Below are 614 nucleotides of genomic sequence, written 5' to 3'. Positions count from 1 at the left end.
ATTTGGTTGTGGTCTATAATGTATGATGGTTTCTATAGTAAAATATTAGCTTCATAGCATTGTAGTGATTCTGCTCTTTTTTGGAGAAGCAGGCTGTTTTCCTCACTATTCTTCTGTTCCTGGTCCTCAGGCAGAGGTTCACCCCCTCAACGTTTCTGGTGTAGGCTTTGCCTATCAGATGCTTCTCTTCTGGCAGCACTTTGTTGAAGGCCGGCCATTCATCGGTGCAGAACAGGTCTATGCTGAGCGTTTGAAGCTGCCTATAAAGCTTTCTTACCGTGTGCTGGCTGCGGTTTCCCCAACTCCAGGCAAGTATCTCGTCTGTCTCCGGCGCATAGGCGTAGAACAGCCACCGCTTGCGCTTCTTGCGCTGGCCCACAAAGGTCCCACCTCATCTAGCTGCACTGACTTGTAAGCCTTCAGGCGCGGCTCGACCTGCAAACTCTCGGCCTTCTGGTTTAGCCACCTGAGCACCGTCTGCCGGTGCACGCCCGTTACCATTTCGATGTCGCGGATGCCGGAGTTTCTGACCAGCATGCCCAGCACCAGCTGTTTAACCGCAGGCCTGCAGCCGGCCCTGGCATACTCAAACTGGAACTGCTTGCCGCAGGCAC

At 53.3% G+C, this 614-nt stretch carries 1 pseudogene; it reads right to left on the bottom strand.

The window, feature by feature from the left end:
- Positions 1-13 precede the first annotated feature (13 nt).
- Positions 14-614: pseudogene (locus ACFS7Z_RS27525) on the bottom strand (IS1 family transposase); the annotation flags it as partial.

This window comes from Pontibacter toksunensis (assembly GCF_042686245.1).
Lineage (GTDB): Bacteria > Bacteroidota > Bacteroidia > Cytophagales > Hymenobacteraceae > Pontibacter > Pontibacter toksunensis.
This window is presented reverse-complemented; position numbering and strand designations above follow the sequence as displayed.